The sequence below is a fragment of the Stutzerimonas stutzeri genome, from assembly GCF_000935215.1.
GTDB lineage: Bacteria > Pseudomonadota > Gammaproteobacteria > Pseudomonadales > Pseudomonadaceae > Stutzerimonas.
In genome coordinates, this window is record NZ_JXXD01000001.1 from 1 (window position 1) to 13,412 (window position 13,412).

Sequence of the window (13,412 nt, forward strand, 5' to 3'; positions counted from 1 at the left end):
TCGCGCCGTCCACCGCCCGATCCGGTTGCGGTTCAGTCCAGGTCGGCAGCGCTGTGGCGCTCGGGGGCCTGTTCGGATTCATCGCCCCAGGTGCGATTGACCTTGCGCCCGCGGATCACGGCCGGGCGCTCGGCGACTTCCGCGGCCCAGCGCTGGACGTGCTTGTAGTCCCGCACGGAAAGGAATTCGCCAGCATCGTACAGCTCGCCCCGCGCCAGCACGCCGTACCAGGGCCAGATCGCCATGTCGGCGATGCTGTAGTCGTCACCGGCCACGTAGCGGTTCTCCGCCAGCTGGCGGTCGAGCACGTCGAGCTGGCGCTTGACCTCCATCGCGTAGCGGTTGATCGGGTACTCGTACTTCTCCGGCGCGTAGGCGTAGAAGTGCCCGAAGCCGCCGCCGAGGAAGGGCGCCGAACCCATCTGCCAGAACAGCCAGTTCAGCGTCTCGGTACGCGCACGGATTTCCGTGGGCAGAAAGGCACCGAACTTCTCCGCCAGGTAGACCAGGATCGAGCCGGACTCGAACACTCGCAGCGGTTCGCCTGCGACGCTGTGATCGGCCAGCGCGGGGATCTTCGAGTTGGGATTGATCTCGACGAAGCCGCTGCCGAACTGGTCGCCCTCACCGATGTTGATCAGCCAGGCATCGTACTCGGCGCCGCTGTGGCTGGCGGCGAGCAGCTCTTCGAGCATGATCGAGACCTTCACGCCATTGGGCGTGGCCAACGAGTAGAGCTGCAACGGATGCTTGCCCACCGGCAGCACCTTCTCCTCCCGCGCACCGGCGGTCGGGGCATTGATGCTGGCGAACTTGCCGCCCGAGGGCGCGTCGTGGGTCCAGATCTTCGGCGGGACGTAAGGGGTATCAGACATGAACAATCTCCTCGGTGGCTCTGGGGATGTGCAGGGCATGCTACGCGCTCGCACGATGCGGTCGAAATCAAGCCGGTCGATATTGGTCATCGATGGGCGATGGTTTGTTCTGCGAGGGGTTTTTTGAGATGAACTAGAAATTTTTTTCCCGATCGGTAAAAAATCCAGTGCACCGGCCAGCAGTGGAGAGTATTTTCCCTATTGGGAAAAAAGCGGAAGTGAGCTGTTGCCGAAGGACAAATTGTACGGAACGGGAAAATGGGTGGACCTACCGCATTTATATCAATGGCCGAGCTGGGCAAGATGATCCAGCGCACCCGCAAGGGGCAGGGGCTGCGTCTGGTGGACGCTGCCGGCCTATGTGGCGTGAGCGTGCGCTTTCTGAGCGAGCTGGAAAATGGCCGCGAGAGCTGTTCGTTCGGACGGGTGCTGAACGTGTGTCATACGCTTGGCATCGAGCTGTTGGCGGCTAGACGTGACGGGAGCGACCTGTGAGCGGACTGCTCGGCGTCTACCGGGGTGATTGCCGTATCGGTGAGCTTTGGCTGGGTGACGATGGCCGCAGCATGGGTTTTCGTTATAGCGAAGCAGCGCGGTTTGCAATCTCCAATAGCTCGCCGCTTGCAACCGGTATGTTTGCGCCAACGCTCGGCACGGCACACAACTGGTTTGCCAATCTGCTTCCCGAAGAAGCTTCGCGGCAGTTGCTGGTGAACCGGCTTGGGATCGCCGATGACGACTTTTCGCTGTTGGCCGCCATCGGTGGTGATTGTGCCGGTGCGTTGCGCATTGTTGACCCGGAGCGGGCCGATGCGTTGATCGAATCTGGCCAGGAGCCGGTCGACCCCAATCAGCTGGCGCGCTGGGCGCAGGGTAAGGAGCGCTACGCCTTATTTCAGCCGGGCAAGGCGACACGGCTTTCGCTTGCCGGCGCCCAGGACAAGATTCCCGTAATCCTCGAAGGCGGCCAGCTCTACCTCCCGCGCGGCGCCGCCGCTTCTTCGCATCTGATCAAGTTCTCGCTAAAGCCGGCGTTGGTTTTCAACGAACTCTATATGAACCGCCTGGCTCGGATCGTTGGGCTTGTGGTTCCCGACTCGCACGCAGGTCAGGCAGGGAAGGCTCACTATCTTGCTGTGACTCGTTACGATCGTGAGCGAGTGGATAACCAGATCGAGCGTGTGCACCAGGAGGACATGTGCCAGGCGCTTGGCTATCCGCGGCGGCTCAAGTACCAGGAAGAGGGCGGCCCGACGCTGGCTGCCTGCGCAGACCTGTTGCGCGCGGTGACGGCCATGCCTGCGCTGCAGGTGCGCCAGCTGCTGCGCTGGCAGATATTCAACGTGCTGGCCGGCAACAGCGATGGCCATGCCAAGAACATTTCGCTGTTACAAGACGCCAAGGGGCGCTGGTCATTGGCGCCGGCCTATGACCTGGTATGTACGATGGTGCTGCCATACAGCCCCAGTCTTGGTTTCGCGGTCGGCGGTAACTTCCATCCGCAGCAGCTGCGCAGAGCCGATTGGGAAGAGCTGGCGCGCCACATGGGCCTCGCGCCGCCGTTCGTACTGCGGGAGCTGCGGCAAATGCTGGATCTGCTCGAGCCAGCTGCCAATAGCGCCGAGTTGCAAGCTGAACTGCAGACGGTTGGCATGGATGAGGCGGGTTGGGCGAAGGTGCAGCATGTGCGCAAATACGTCGTTCAGCAGTGCCGCCGCTACCGCAAGCTGTAGCGGCCAGGGTCCTCCTTCGTGAATGCCTACAGCGCACGCTAGAGCCTCGCTGTGTGAGATTGCCGCGAGCGTGGCAACCATAGTCAGTAATCGATCAGTGGTACTGACAACAAGCGGTGCCGACGGTCCGGCATGCAGCGGTCGCGCTAGACTCCTGCTTACTGTCCCTTTGGCTCGGGGCCAAACCGTAACAGGACGGCACGATGCTTCTCAGCAAACGCGATCAGACCCGTATGGAACGGCAACTCTCCAGCTGCCTGAGCCAGGCCTGCGAGGCGGGCAACGCGGAGGTCGTCGGCTTCAGCTGGCTCACCCATGAGGTCGATTACGCGCGCTTTCCCGAGAGCCTGCAGGTCACCTGGGTATTCGTCACGGAGGTGCAGAGGGCTCTGGCGATTGGCCAAGGACAGGGCGCACGCATGCAGGCGCTCACCCGAGCGGCGCTCGCTGAGGCGGGTGTGGACATGGGTGCCTTGATTGCACCGGTGCGCTTCGACAGCGAGGAAGCCTGCAAGCGCGACGATGGCGGTGACTGGCAACGTCGCCTGGCCCGCAACGCCACGACTCGGCACTGACCGTGGGCAAGGACGTCGAGAATCCGTGCATTTCCGTCTGCAAACTCACTGACGAGCTGTGTACCAGCTGCGGCCGCACCAAGGACGAGATCCGCAAATGGAAACGCATGAAGCGCCCGGACAAAAAGGCCACGGTAGAGCGCGCGGCGCAGCGGTTGAAGGCCCTGAAAACGAAGAAAAAGAAGTGATGGCTGAGCGATGGGACGCCTCCGCTGCCGATGGCGACGTGGTGATAGCCGCGCATCTGCAGCGCAGGCGCTGATCCCGCGTGCGCCTCAGGTTGCAGAGGTGACGCAATCAATCCACCACGAACAGCTTTGCCCCCACTTGGGTAGATGAACGATGCGGCTCGGCGCCGTCGGCAACCTGGTAGCTCATGCCCGGCGTAAGGATGAAGCGGCGCCCATCAGGAAGCTCGGTGTGCAGTTCGCCTTCCAGGCACAGCAGGATATGGCCCTTGCTGCACCAGTGGTCGGCCAGATAACCCGGGGTGTACTCGACCATGCGCACGCGGATGGGGCCGAACTGGCGGGTGCGCCAGTAAGCGCTGCCGGTTTCGCCTGGATGCAGCGTGGGTTCAATAGTCGCCCAGTCGGTAGTACCGAAGGGGAGGTCGTTGATGTCCATGTCTGACGCCTGTAGGCAATGAGTGAGTGGTCTTGCAGAAAAGCAGTGGTGATAGATGCGGCGCCGTGGTGGCTTGAAGCCCACCGGATAGGCCGTTCCTGAGGCAACGAACGCCCGTACACGAACGAAAAAGCCGCTGACCTCTCACGGGGCAGCGGCTTTTTCAGTTGCGGCAACCAGGCCTCAGCCGCGGGCGCCGCGTACTCCGGCGCTGATCTGGCGGCACAGGCCGAGCACACCTTCCACCGCGTCTTCCGGGCTCTTGGCCCCGGCGATCTGGTCGATCAGTGCCGAGCCCACCACCACGCCTTCGGTCAGCCGTGCGATGGCGGCGGCCTGTTCCGGGGTGCGGATGCCGAAGCCGACGCACACCGGCAGGTCGGTGTGGCGCTTGAGGCGCGCTACCGCTTCTTCGACGTGTTCCAGGGTGGCTGAACCTGCACCGGTCACGCCGGCCACCGAGACGTAGTAGACGAAGCCCGAGCTGCCGTTGAGCACGGTGGGCAGGCGCTGGTCGTCGGTGGTCGGGGTGGTCAGGCGGATGAAGTCGATGCCGGCGCTCTGGGCCGGGTCGCAGAGTTCGTCGTTATGCTCCGGCGGCAGGTCAACGACGATCAGGCCGTCGACACCAGCTTCTTTCGCATCGCTGACGAAGCGCTCGACGCCATAGGCGAAGATCGGGTTGTAGTAGCCCATCAGTACCAGCGGGGTGCTGCTGTTGGTTTCGCGGAATTCGCGGACCATCTGCAGGGTCTTCGGCAGGTTCTGCTTGGCCGCCAGGGCGCGGATGTTGGCCAGCTGGATCGCCGGGCCGTCGGCCAGCGGGTCGGTGAACGGCATGCCCAGCTCGATGACGTCGGCACCGGCGTCCGGCAGGCCCTTGAGGATGGCGAGCGAGGTGGCGTAGTCCGGGTCACCGGCGGTGACGAAGGTCACCAGCGCGGCGCGCTTTTCCTGCTTCAGCTGTGCGAAGCGCGTCTGCAGACGGGAGTTCACCGAGCTCATATATGTTCTTCCTGTTCGTCGTAGTGGTGCATGACGGTTTGCATGTCCTTGTCGCCGCGGCCGGAGAGGTTGACCACCATCAGGTGATCCTTGGGCAGCTTCGCGGCGCGCTTGAAGGCTTCGGCCAGGGCGTGGGCGGATTCCAGCGCGGGGATGATGCCTTCCAGGCGGCAGCACAGGTGGAAAGCTTTCAACGCTTCGTCGTCGGTGCAGGGCACGTATTCGACGCGCTTGATCTCGTGCAACCAGGCGTGTTCCGGGCCGACGCCTGGGTAGTCGAGGCCGGCGGAGATGGAATGCGCGTCGGTGATCTGGCCGTCGGCGTCCTGCAAGAGGAAGGTGCGGTTGCCGTGCAGCACGCCCGGCGCACCGCCGGCCATGCTGGCGGCGTGCTTGCCGGTGTCGATGCCGTGACCGGCCGCCTCGACGCCGACGATCTGTACCGCTTCGTCATCGAGGAACGGGTGGAACAGGCCGATGGCGTTGGAGCCGCCACCGATGCAGGCGACCAGCGAGTCGGGCAGGCGGCCTTCCTTCTGCATGATCTGCTCGCGTACTTCGTTGCCGATCACCGACTGGAAGTCGCGCACCATGGCCGGGTAGGGGTGCGGGCCGGCGGCGGTGCCGATCAGGTAGAAGGTGTTGTGGACGTTGGTCACCCAGTCGCGCAGGGCCTCGTTCATCGCGTCCTTCAGCGTGCCGGTGCCGGCGGTGACCCGGGATCACCTCGGCGCCTAGGAGCTTCATGCGGAAGACGTTGGCCTGCTGGCGCTCGATGTCGGTGGTGCCCATGTAGACCACGCACTGCATGCCGAAACGCGCGGCCACGGTGGCGGTGGCCACACCGTGCATGCCGGCGCCGGTCTCGGCGATGATGCGCTGCTTGCCCATGCGCTTGGCCAGCAGGATCTGGCCGATGCAGTTGTTGATCTTGTGCGCGCCGGTGTGGTTCAGGTCTTCGCGCTTGAGGTAGATCTTCGCGCCGCCGAACTGCTCGGTCAGGCGCTCGGCGAAGTACAGCGGGCTGGCGCGGCCGATGTAGTCGCGCTGGAAATAGGCCAGCTCCTCGAGGAAGGCCGGATCGCTCTTGGCCTTCTCGTACTCGGCGGCCAGCTGGTTGATCAGCGGCATCAGGGTTTCGGCGACGAACTGGCCGCCGAAGCGGCCGAACAGGCCGCGGTCGTCGGGACCGCTGCGGTATGACGTCATGTGAGGCTCCTGTAACGGTTGCCGGGCCTGTGCTCGGGTACTTGTCCTGAACGCGTTTCGGCGCATTCGCGGTCAAGACCGCTGCCACAGGCGACGGATGATGCGATGGCCTCAGGGTACGGCTATGGGCGCCGGGTTAAAAGCGATAAGATCGCCACGACCTGTCAGGAAAACTCACACTTATGGCTCAGGATCTTCCCGCTCTCAATGCCCTGCGTGCCTTCGAATCGGCCGCCCGCCTGGGTAGTGTCAGCGAAGCGGCGCGCGAGCTGCATGTCACCCACGGGGCCGTCAGTCGGCAGGTCAAGCAGCTCGAGGAGCAGCTGGGCATAGGCCTTTTCATCAAGGAAGGTCGTGGCGTAAAACTCACCGATGCCGGGGTGCGCCTGCGCGATGCCGCCAGCGAGGCCTTCGAGCGCCTGCGCAGCACCTGTGCCGAGCTGCAGCGGCAGACGGCCGAGGCGCCGTTCGTCCTCGGTTGTCCCGGCAGCCTGCTGGCGCGCTGGTTCATCCCGCGGTTGGATCGGCTCAATCGCGACCTGCCCGAGCTGCGTCTGCAGCTGTCCGCCAGCGAGGGCGAGCTGGATCCACGCAAACCGGGGCTGGATGCCACGCTGTGGTACGCCGAGCCGCCGTGGCCAGCGGACATGCAGGTGTTCGAGTTGGCCGTCGAGCGCATCGGCCCGGTGCTCAGCCCCTACCATCCGCGCTGTGCCGAACTGCGCAGCGCACCGCCCGCGGCACTGCTCAACGAAGCGCTGCTGCATACCGCCTCGCGCCCGCAGGCCTGGCCGAGCTGGGCTCGCCGGCAGCAGCTGAACCCCACGCAGCTGCGCCTCGGGCAGAGCTTCGAGCACCTGTACTTCCTCCTGGAGGCGGCACTGGCCGGGCTGGGTGTGGCTATCGCGCCGCAGCAGCTGGTCGCCGATGATCTGAAATCCGGGCGGCTGCTCGCGCCCTGGGGTTTCGTCGAAACCAGCGCCCGGCTGGCGCTCTGGGTGCCGGCACGGCGGCTGGATCGGCGTGCCGAACGCCTGGCGGCGTGGCTGCGGGACGAGCTGCGCAGTGCGGAGAAGCCGGGATAAAGAGCCAGGCGGAAAGCATCGGCGTGGCCTGATTTACGATCTGGATCGCTCCCGCGGCAAGGATGAAGCAGAAGGGATGACCCGCTGACATCGCCCATGGCAAGGGCACCGGGGATTGCGCTGGTCGCTCCATTCCACGCCTCGACGCCACCGTCCCCGGAGCAGGCAAGCGACGAGCGGACGCGCCGTTTGTCTGGCGCCACTAAATCGACAGCATTCTTGTCGATACATTCACATCACCCCTGAGCGGTCCGGCGTGTTGGCGCGGGGACTGTCTGCAGTCGTTCGAGGAGAACAGTGATGGTCAACAAGAAGCGTGTCGCGCTGATCGTGTTCGTTTTACTTGCTACCGGCGCTGAGCAGGCCGTTGCCAAGCCCAACCCGGCGGTCGAGGCCTCACTGAAGGCCGGTCGGCCCTTCGTGGCAGGCCAGCTGCTGGTGCAATTCAAGCCAGGTGCATCGGAAGCGGCGAAAATGCGGCGTTGAGCAGGCAGGGCGCCAAGGCCATGCAGAAGTTGCTGGCCAAGGCTGCACGCAAGGACGCCAAGGGCGACCTGGTGCAGGCGCAGCTGGGCAAGGGCAAGAAGCTCGATGCCGCACTACTGGCGCGGCTTGCCGCCGATCCGGCGGTGGAGTTCGCTGAACCGAATTGAATCTATCGTTCTCAAGTAGCCAACCCGAGGGACCCGGGTATCAATCTGCTATGGGGCATGCAGGGCGCCACTACTTCACCCACTTCGGCTTATGGCAGCGGTGCTCTCGCTGCCTGGAATGCGGGCATGCTGTGCTCGAACAAGATACATGTGGGCATCGTCGATGAAGGCGTGATGTTCACCCACGGCGATCTGCGCGCCAATATGTGGATCAATCCGGGTGAAGGCACGCGGGCTGACCGCAAGGACAACGACCGTAACGGTTTGATCGACGATATCCGTGGCTGGGACTTCGCGGCCAACAACGCTAGCGTCTACGACGGGCCGGCGGATGATCACGGCACGCACGTTGCTGGAACCGTCGCAGCGGTCGCGAATAACGGTGCAGGTGTCTTTGGCGTCTGCCCGAGCGCCAAGCTGATCACTGCCAAGTTTCTTGGTGTTAAAGGTGGTACCACAGCGAGTGCTGTGAAGGCGATCAACTATCTGACGCAACTGAAGCGGATGAAGAAGATCAACCTTGTCGCGACCAATAACTCCTGGGGTGGCGGAGGCTATTCGCAGGCGCTGTACGATGCCATTCGGGCTGCCGGCAACGCCAATATCCTGTTCGTTGCGGCTGCGGGTAACAGCGGGATAAACCTGGATAAGACCCCGAGCTATCCGGCGAGCTACAAGCTGCCCAACGTGATTGCAGTTGCGGCAATCGCCCCAAATGGAAAGCGAGCAAGTTTTTCGAATTACGGCGTGAAAAGCGTGCATATCGCTGCGCCCGGGGTAAACATCGTTTCTACGGTGCCCTCCAAATCGAACGGCTCCAGCTATGCCTACATGAGCGGTACGTCCATGGCCGCGCCGCACGTTGCAGGTGCCGCAGCCTTGTACGCCTCGCTCAACCCATGCGCGACGGCGGCGCAGATCCGCGAGGCTCTGCTACGCCTGGCCGTACGCGACCCACAGCTGACCGGTGTGGTGCAGCTGAACCGCCGTTTGAATGTCTCGAAGATCCGCCGCGAGCTGGCCTGCGGCACCTGATATCACTGCGCGGCCTCCGGCGTCCGGTTGGCTGCGCTACTCATTCGCAGCGCCAGTGGCCGCCTGAACTCGGTCGTCGCCATCGAGTCCTACGCCGCACGGCAGCGGAGCGATCAATGATCGCAGCGGTTTTCTCCGATGCCTTCTTCTGCCTCGAAAGGACTTAGCGAATGAATGCTTGCGCTTCTGCTGCGATGCTCGCGGCCGGCCTGCTGTTGGCGGCGGCTGCCCATGCTCAACCGATCGAACTGGATGGCATCGAGCTGTCACGGGATGTGCCCTGCCTTGGCAAGGACGTGAACATCTCCGGTAACGCCAACAAGATCAGCCTCACCGGGGACTGTGGTGTGGTGCAGGTCTACGGGACAGACCATGAGATCAGCCTGGAGAAGGCGTCTGCGCTGGAAGTGTCCGGCATCGGAAACACCGTAACGGCGGAGTCCGTCGACCGTCTGACCGTGGACACCAACAAGAACTATATCCGCACCACCATCCTCGGGCGTGGCCAGACGGCGATCGTCGAAGTGTCAGGCGCCGAGCATCGGCTGGAGCTGGCGTTCGACGGCCCGGCGCAGGTCACCCTGGATGGCATCGACAACCGCTTGCAGTGGAGCGGTGATGAGCCGGCGATGTCCTTGTCCGGCGTTGGTCATCAGATCGACCGGCAATAGGGCGGCCTTCGCCGTCCGGGCACCCGGGGCTCAGCTGGCCAGGGCGGTCTGCGAAGCGACCTCTGCGGCGGCGACTTTTTCCTCGGCGTAACCGCGCGGATTGCGGCTCTGCCAGCGCCAGGCATCGGCGAGCATGGTGGTCAGGTCTTTCTCGGCACGCCAGCCGAGTTCCAGTTCGGCCTTGGTAGGGTCCGACCAGCATTGGGCGATGTCGCCACTGCGGCGCGGCTTGATCACGTGGGGCAGGGAGCGCCCGGTGACTTCCTCGAAGGCGGTGATCATCTCGCGTACCGAGTGGCCCTTGCCGGTGCCGAGGTTCCACGTGGAAACACCATGAATCAGCTGCAGTCGCTCCAGCGCTTTCAGGTGCCCCTTGGCCAGATCGACCACGTGAATGTAGTCGCGCACGCCGGTGCCGTCCGGGGTCGGGTAGTCGTTGCCATAGACGTTCAGCTGCTTTCTACGGCCCACTGCCACCTGCAGCATGTAGGGCAGCAGGTTGTTCGGTACGCCGTTGGGGTCTTCGCCGATCAGCCCTGACTCGTGGGCGCCGATGGGGTTGAAGTAGCGCAGCAGGCCGATCGACCAGCGCGGATCGGAGTCGGCCAGGCCCTTGAGCACGTTCTCGGCCATCAACTTGGACTGGCCGTAGGGGTTGGTCGGCACGCCGGTAGGGCGGTCCTCGGTGATCGGCATCACCGGCGATTCACCGTAGACCGTCGCCGATGAGCTGAACACCAGCCTGAACACGCCGGCTTCGGCCATCGCCTGGCACAGCGCGATGCTGCCGCCGACGTTGGTTTCGTAGTAGCGCAGCGGCTCGCGCACGCTTTCGCCGACCGCCTTGAGCCCGGCGAAGTGCATGACCGCGGTGATCGGATAGGCAGCGAACAGCGCCTTGAGCAACGAGCGGTTGCGCACATCGCCCTTGACGAAGTGCAGTGGGCGGCCGGCCAGGTGCTCGACGCGGTCCAGGGCCGGCGGCGAGCTGTTGCACAGATTGTCCAGCACCAGCACTTCATGCCCGGCCTGCAGCAGTTCGAGCACCGCGTGTGAGCCGATGTAGCCGGCTCCTCCTGTTACCAGAATCATCTGTCTACCTCCGCATTCGCTGTCTTTTCGACACGCTCGGGACACTGCGGCTGGCCAGTGAATGGCGCTGCATGAGTCTCCGCAATCTGGGATCGGCGAAACGGAACGGGACGGCGACGACGAAGCTGCGCGCGTGGGTTCCGGTGCCGGTGTTAAGGCGTCCTGTTGATAGGGACGGGGCAAGCTTCTGGCGAGTTCCATCCAGCCGCCGGACGGCCGACGGGCTGCGCTATCGGATGATTGGCGGGAACCCGAACCGCCGATTGCCGTCCACTACCGGCGGACGACGCGGGTTGCAGGCCATCTGACGGCTCGTAGTCGTAGCGCGATGACACGCCTTACGCAGGGCAGCGCTGGCATCGACGTGGCATGGTGAGTGGGCAGGAACGCCCGGGCACGGCTACCGAAATGAGGTGCTACATGAGTTGGGCCGGCCCGTTCCAGTACGACATCGGCAAATCCCGCAACGCGCAGCAGGCGCCGGCCGAAGTGGTCTTCGACGACCAGATCCCGACGCTGCTGTGCCTCTCGCATTTGCGCTGGAGCTTCGTCTACCAGCGCCCGCAGCACCTGATGTCGCGCTTCGCCCGCGACTACAACGTGCTCTTCCACGAAGAACCGATTGCCACCGAAGACGCCGAACCCTGGCTGGAAGTGCGACCCGAAGAGAACGGCGTGCAGGTGCTGATCCCGCGGCTGCCCGCCGGTTGCGAGGGGGAGGATGCAACCCGCGTGCAGCGCCAGTTGCTCGATGGCTACCTGGAGAAGCTCGGCGTCAGCGAGCTGATGCTCTGGTACTACACGCCGATGAGCCTGGCGTTCTCCGATCATCTGGCACCGAACCTGATCGTCTACGACTGCATGGACGAACTCTCGGCCTTTCGCGGTGCGCCACCGCAGCTGATCGAGCGCGAAGTGGAGTTGATGTGTCGCGCCAATCTGGTCTTTACCGGCGGCTACAGCCTCTATGAAGCCAAGCGCCAGCGTCACGACAATGCGCATCCGTTCCCCAGCAGCGTGGATGTCGAGCATTTCGCCGCCGCGCGCCGGCCGCAGCATGACCCGGACGACCAGGCGGAAATCCCCCATCCGCGCCTGGGCTTCTACGGGGTGATCGATGAGCGTCTCGATCTCGAGCTGATCGAGCAGGTGGCGCGGATGAAGCCGGAATGGCAGATCGTGCTGATCGGCCCGGTGGTCAAGATCGACCCGGCCGAGCTGCCGCGCCGCGACAACATCCACTACCTCGGCGGCAAGACCTACGACGAGCTGCCGCAATACCTGTCGGGCTGGGACGTGGCGATCATGCCGTTCGCGCTGAACGAATCGACCCGCTTCATCAGCCCGACCAAGACCCCCGAATACCTCGCCGGCGGTTGCCCGGTGGTGTCCACGCCGATCACCGACGTGGTGCGCACCTACGGTGACACCGGCATCGTGCGCATCGCCGACAGTGCCGAGGCGTTCGTCGCCGCGACAGAAGCCGCCCTGGCCGATGCCGAGGACCGCGATGCGCTGTTGGCCAAGGCCGACGAGATCCTCGGTGATATGTCCTGGGACCACACCTGGAGCCTGATGAAGGAGAAGATGCAATGCGCGATATGACCCCGCAAGACAGCAACCCGGAACGTCTCGGCGGTGGTGCCGGTGAAGAGCCGCAGGCGCGCAGGCGTGGCTTCGATTACCTGATCGTCGGTGCCGGTTTCGCCGGCAGCGTGCTCGCCGAGCGGCTGGCCAGGGGCTTGAACAAGCGCGTACTGGTGGTCGACCGGCGCCCGCACATCGCCGGCAACGCCTACGACTATCACGACGAATCCGGCGTGCTGATCCATCGCTACGGCCCGCACATCTTCCACACCAACGCCCAGCGCATCGTCGACTACCTCTCGCAGTTCACCGAGTGGCGCCCCTATGAGCATCGCGTGCTGGCGCAAGTGGACGGGCAGGAAGTACCAATCCCGATCAACATGACCACGCTGAACAGGCTCTACGGTCTGAACATGACCACCGAAGAGGAAGCGGCAGATTTCCTCGCCAGCCGTGCCGAGCCGGTGGAGAACATCCAGACCAGCGAAGACGTGGTGATCAACGGCATCGGCCGCGAGCTGTACCAGAAGTTCTTCCGCGGCTACACCCGCAAGCAGTGGGGACTGGACCCGTCGCAGCTGGACAAGTCGGTGACTTCGCGCATCCCCACGCGCACCAACACCGACGACCGCTACTTCACCGATACCTTCCAGCAGATGCCCAAGTACGGCTACACCAAGATGTTCGAGAAGATGCTGGCGCATCCGAACATCAAGGTGATGATCAACACGGACTACCGCGAGATCCGCGACGAGGTTCAGTACGACCACCTGATCTTCTGCGGCCCCATCGATGAATACTTCGATTACCGCTTCGGCAAGCTGCCGTACCGCTCGCTGAAATTCGAGCACAAGCAGCTCGAGCAGGCGCAGTTCCAGGCGGTAGGTACGGTCAACTACCCGAGCGAGGATGTGCCCTACACGCGCATCAGCGAGTACAAGCACCTCACCGGACAGGTCCACCCGAAGACCAGCATCACCTACGAATATCCTGCGGCCGAGGGCGATCCCTACTACCCGATCCCACGGCCAGAGAACGCCGAGTTGTACAAGCGCTACCAGCAGCTGGCGGACGAGACGCCTGGCGTGACCTTCGTCGGCCGCCTGGGCACCTACAAGTACTACAACATGGATCAGGTGGTCGGGCAGGCGCTGGCGCTGTACAAGCGCATCGAGGAAGCCGAGCTGGCAACGCAGCCGCAAGCGGTGCCCGAGCAACTCGGCTGAAGCGCAGCGGCGGCTATGCCTGAGTCTCGCCGCGCGCCG

15 protein-coding genes and 1 pseudogene are annotated in these 13,412 nt (G+C 64.0%); 11 read left to right on the plus strand and 5 right to left on the minus strand.

Going from position 1 to position 13,412, the window contains the following annotated elements; genetic code table 11:
• Positions 1-32: 32 nt before the first annotated feature.
• A complete protein-coding gene (gene yghU / locus LO50_RS00005) occupies positions 33-875 on the minus strand; it encodes a glutathione-dependent disulfide-bond oxidoreductase (protein ID WP_044313695.1) in 843 nt (280 codons plus the stop codon).
• A 258-nt stretch (positions 876-1,133) separates the two neighbouring features.
• Between yghU and LO50_RS00010 the strand changes: the two genes are divergently transcribed.
• The 4 genes from LO50_RS00010 to LO50_RS00025 all read left to right on the plus strand — a co-directional run bounded on the left by LO50_RS00010 (position 1,134) and on the right by LO50_RS00025 (position 3,371).
• The gene (locus LO50_RS00010; protein WP_226930269.1) at positions 1,134-1,370 is read left to right on the plus strand and encodes a helix-turn-helix domain-containing protein; all 237 of its coding nucleotides are present in this window, start codon (positions 1,134-1,136) and stop codon (positions 1,368-1,370) included.
• Positions 1,367-2,608 (plus strand): type II toxin-antitoxin system HipA family toxin, encoded by a 1,242-nt coding sequence (locus tag LO50_RS00015; protein ID WP_052816799.1) that lies wholly within the window; start codon positions 1,367-1,369, stop codon positions 2,606-2,608. Before LO50_RS00010 ends, LO50_RS00015 begins: the two co-directional genes overlap by 4 nt.
• Before the next feature lie 203 nt (positions 2,609-2,811).
• Complete coding sequence (locus LO50_RS00020) at positions 2,812-3,183, plus strand: hypothetical protein (protein WP_044313696.1); 372 nt, start codon at positions 2,812-2,814, stop codon at positions 3,181-3,183.
• 2 nt (positions 3,184-3,185) lie between these two features.
• Positions 3,186-3,371 carry a DUF1289 domain-containing protein gene (locus tag LO50_RS00025; protein ID WP_044313697.1) on the plus strand — a complete coding sequence of 62 codons (186 nt, stop codon included), beginning with the start codon at positions 3,186-3,188 and terminating at the stop codon, positions 3,369-3,371.
• Positions 3,372-3,480: 109 nt separating this feature from the next.
• Here LO50_RS00025 and LO50_RS00030 read toward each other — a convergent pair whose 3' ends face one another.
• The 3 genes and pseudogenes from LO50_RS00030 to trpB all read right to left on the minus strand — a co-directional run bounded on the left by LO50_RS00030 (position 3,481) and on the right by trpB (position 6,024).
• The gene (locus LO50_RS00030; RefSeq protein WP_044313698.1) at positions 3,481-3,810 is read right to left on the minus strand and encodes a DHCW motif cupin fold protein; all 330 of its coding nucleotides are present in this window, start codon (positions 3,808-3,810) and stop codon (positions 3,481-3,483) included.
• Between the two features lie 183 nt (positions 3,811-3,993).
• Entirely contained in the window at positions 3,994-4,815 is an 822-nt protein-coding gene (gene trpA, locus LO50_RS00035; protein WP_044313699.1) for a tryptophan synthase subunit alpha, read from the minus strand.
• Positions 4,812-6,024: pseudogene (gene trpB, locus LO50_RS00040) on the minus strand (tryptophan synthase subunit beta). Before trpB ends, trpA begins: the two are co-directional and overlap by 4 nt.
• Before the next feature lie 182 nt (positions 6,025-6,206).
• On the opposite strand from trpB, the gene LO50_RS00045 reads away from it, so the two are divergent.
• The 5 genes from LO50_RS00045 to LO50_RS00055 all read left to right on the plus strand — a co-directional run bounded on the left by LO50_RS00045 (position 6,207) and on the right by LO50_RS00055 (position 9,468).
• Positions 6,207-7,109, plus strand: coding sequence for a LysR family transcriptional regulator (locus LO50_RS00045; protein WP_044313700.1), 903 nt, complete (start codon positions 6,207-6,209; stop codon positions 7,107-7,109).
• A 300-nt stretch (positions 7,110-7,409) separates the two neighbouring features.
• Positions 7,410-7,595: a hypothetical protein gene (locus LO50_RS25240; RefSeq protein ID WP_052816800.1), complete on the plus strand. Its 186-nt coding sequence runs from the start codon at positions 7,410-7,412 to the stop codon at positions 7,593-7,595.
• 20 nt (positions 7,596-7,615) lie between these two features.
• Positions 7,616-7,762 (plus strand): hypothetical protein, encoded by a 147-nt coding sequence (locus LO50_RS25245; protein WP_236690554.1) that lies wholly within the window; start codon positions 7,616-7,618, stop codon positions 7,760-7,762.
• 126 nt (positions 7,763-7,888) lie between these two features.
• Positions 7,889-8,797: a S8 family peptidase gene (locus tag LO50_RS00050; protein WP_052816801.1), complete on the plus strand. Its 909-nt coding sequence runs from the start codon at positions 7,889-7,891 to the stop codon at positions 8,795-8,797.
• A 170-nt stretch (positions 8,798-8,967) separates the two neighbouring features.
• The gene (locus LO50_RS00055) at positions 8,968-9,468 is read left to right on the plus strand and encodes a DUF3060 domain-containing protein (RefSeq protein ID WP_044313701.1); all 501 of its coding nucleotides are present in this window, start codon (positions 8,968-8,970) and stop codon (positions 9,466-9,468) included.
• A gap of 30 nt (positions 9,469-9,498) precedes the next feature.
• Here the strand turns inward: LO50_RS00055 and galE are convergent, their stop codons facing one another.
• The gene (galE, locus tag LO50_RS00060) at positions 9,499-10,560 is read right to left on the minus strand and encodes a UDP-glucose 4-epimerase GalE (protein ID WP_044313702.1); all 1,062 of its coding nucleotides are present in this window, start codon (positions 10,558-10,560) and stop codon (positions 9,499-9,501) included.
• A 420-nt stretch (positions 10,561-10,980) separates the two neighbouring features.
• On the opposite strand from galE, the gene LO50_RS00065 reads away from it, so the two are divergent.
• Both LO50_RS00065 and glf read left to right on the plus strand, forming a co-directional pair.
• Positions 10,981-12,165, plus strand: a complete 1,185-nt coding sequence (locus LO50_RS00065; protein WP_044313703.1) for a glycosyltransferase family 1 protein — start codon at positions 10,981-10,983, stop codon at positions 12,163-12,165.
• Positions 12,153-13,373, plus strand: a complete 1,221-nt coding sequence (gene glf, locus LO50_RS00070) for a UDP-galactopyranose mutase (RefSeq protein WP_044313704.1) — start codon at positions 12,153-12,155, stop codon at positions 13,371-13,373. The genes LO50_RS00065 and glf overlap by 13 nt, the downstream gene beginning before the upstream one ends.
• The last annotated feature ends 39 nt before the right edge of the window (positions 13,374-13,412 follow it).

Bases quoted from the DNA above. Each gene is read 5' to 3' on its own strand.
- glf (WP_044313704.1), top strand. From the start codon at position 12,153: ATGCGCGATATGACCCCGCAAGACAGCAACCCGGAACGTCTCGGCGGT.
- LO50_RS00030 (WP_044313698.1), bottom strand. From the start codon at position 3,810: ATGGACATCAACGACCTCCCCTTCGGTACTACCGACTGGGCGACTATT.
- LO50_RS00045 (WP_044313700.1), top strand. From the start codon at position 6,207: ATGGCTCAGGATCTTCCCGCTCTCAATGCCCTGCGTGCCTTCGAATCG.
- yghU (WP_044313695.1), bottom strand. From the start codon at position 875: ATGTCTGATACCCCTTACGTCCCGCCGAAGATCTGGACCCACGACGCG.
- LO50_RS25245 (WP_236690554.1), top strand. From the start codon at position 7,616: ATGCAGAAGTTGCTGGCCAAGGCTGCACGCAAGGACGCCAAGGGCGAC.
- LO50_RS00010 (WP_226930269.1), top strand. From the start codon at position 1,134: ATGGGTGGACCTACCGCATTTATATCAATGGCCGAGCTGGGCAAGATG.
- trpA (WP_044313699.1), bottom strand. From the start codon at position 4,815: ATGAGCTCGGTGAACTCCCGTCTGCAGACGCGCTTCGCACAGCTGAAG.
- LO50_RS00055 (WP_044313701.1), top strand. From the start codon at position 8,968: ATGAATGCTTGCGCTTCTGCTGCGATGCTCGCGGCCGGCCTGCTGTTG.
- LO50_RS00065 (WP_044313703.1), top strand. From the start codon at position 10,981: ATGAGTTGGGCCGGCCCGTTCCAGTACGACATCGGCAAATCCCGCAAC.
- galE (WP_044313702.1), bottom strand. From the start codon at position 10,560: ATGATTCTGGTAACAGGAGGAGCCGGCTACATCGGCTCACACGCGGTG.
- LO50_RS25240 (WP_052816800.1), top strand. From the start codon at position 7,410: ATGGTCAACAAGAAGCGTGTCGCGCTGATCGTGTTCGTTTTACTTGCT.
- LO50_RS00050 (WP_052816801.1), top strand. From the start codon at position 7,889: ATGCTGTGCTCGAACAAGATACATGTGGGCATCGTCGATGAAGGCGTG.
- LO50_RS00020 (WP_044313696.1), top strand. From the start codon at position 2,812: ATGCTTCTCAGCAAACGCGATCAGACCCGTATGGAACGGCAACTCTCC.